Source organism: Serratia plymuthica NBRC 102599 (assembly GCF_001590925.1).
In the GTDB taxonomy this organism is placed as follows: Bacteria; Pseudomonadota; Gammaproteobacteria; order Enterobacterales; family Enterobacteriaceae; genus Serratia; species Serratia plymuthica.
Genome location: NZ_BCTU01000075.1, coordinates 1 through 593 on the forward strand (window position 1 = coordinate 1; position 593 = coordinate 593).

The window sequence follows — 593 nt, forward strand, 5'->3', positions numbered from 1 at the left end:
TAGCCCAGCGACAGCGTGGCGTTTTTGTTCACCGCCACTTCCGCGCTGGCCTTCAGCACTGCACCGTCACGCGATGCCGACACGCTGTTCACCACGAACGGCGAGCTGCCGCCGTTGAACCGCAGCCCGGTGCCGCGCTCCAGCTCGCCGTACTGATGTTGCCAACCCAGTTCGCTGCGCAGCGCGACCGCCGTCGTTTTGCTCGCCTGCCACTCGGTATCGGCCCGCAGCCCCAACGTCGAGACGGTGGCGTCGGTGTGCTGCTTGTCGCCATGCAGCGCTGCAGCGCCGCCGTCTTCAGAGATGCCGTTGTTCTGGAAGTTGATGTACGCCAGGTTGGCGAACGGCTCCAGGTTCACCCAACCGGCTTTCACGCTGTAACCCGCTTCGGCGAACACCTGCTCGGTGCGCGCGCTGTACTTCGCGGTTTCGCGATCCGACTGTGCGCCGTAATTGACCGAGCGTGAGGTATCGATGCGGTGCCAGGTGTAGGTGCCGCCGGCGCGCAACGCCAGCTCACCGAACTGTTTGCCGCCGTACACTGCCAGGTGGTAGTTGTCGCTGTCGGCGTTCGAGCCGTAGCCACCGTCCAG

General features: G+C 65.1%; 1 protein-coding gene. It reads right to left on the minus strand.

The window, feature by feature from the left end:
- The coding region (locus SPL01S_RS24205) for an autotransporter outer membrane beta-barrel domain-containing protein (protein WP_155729022.1) at positions 1–593 on the minus strand (593 nt) is incomplete at both ends.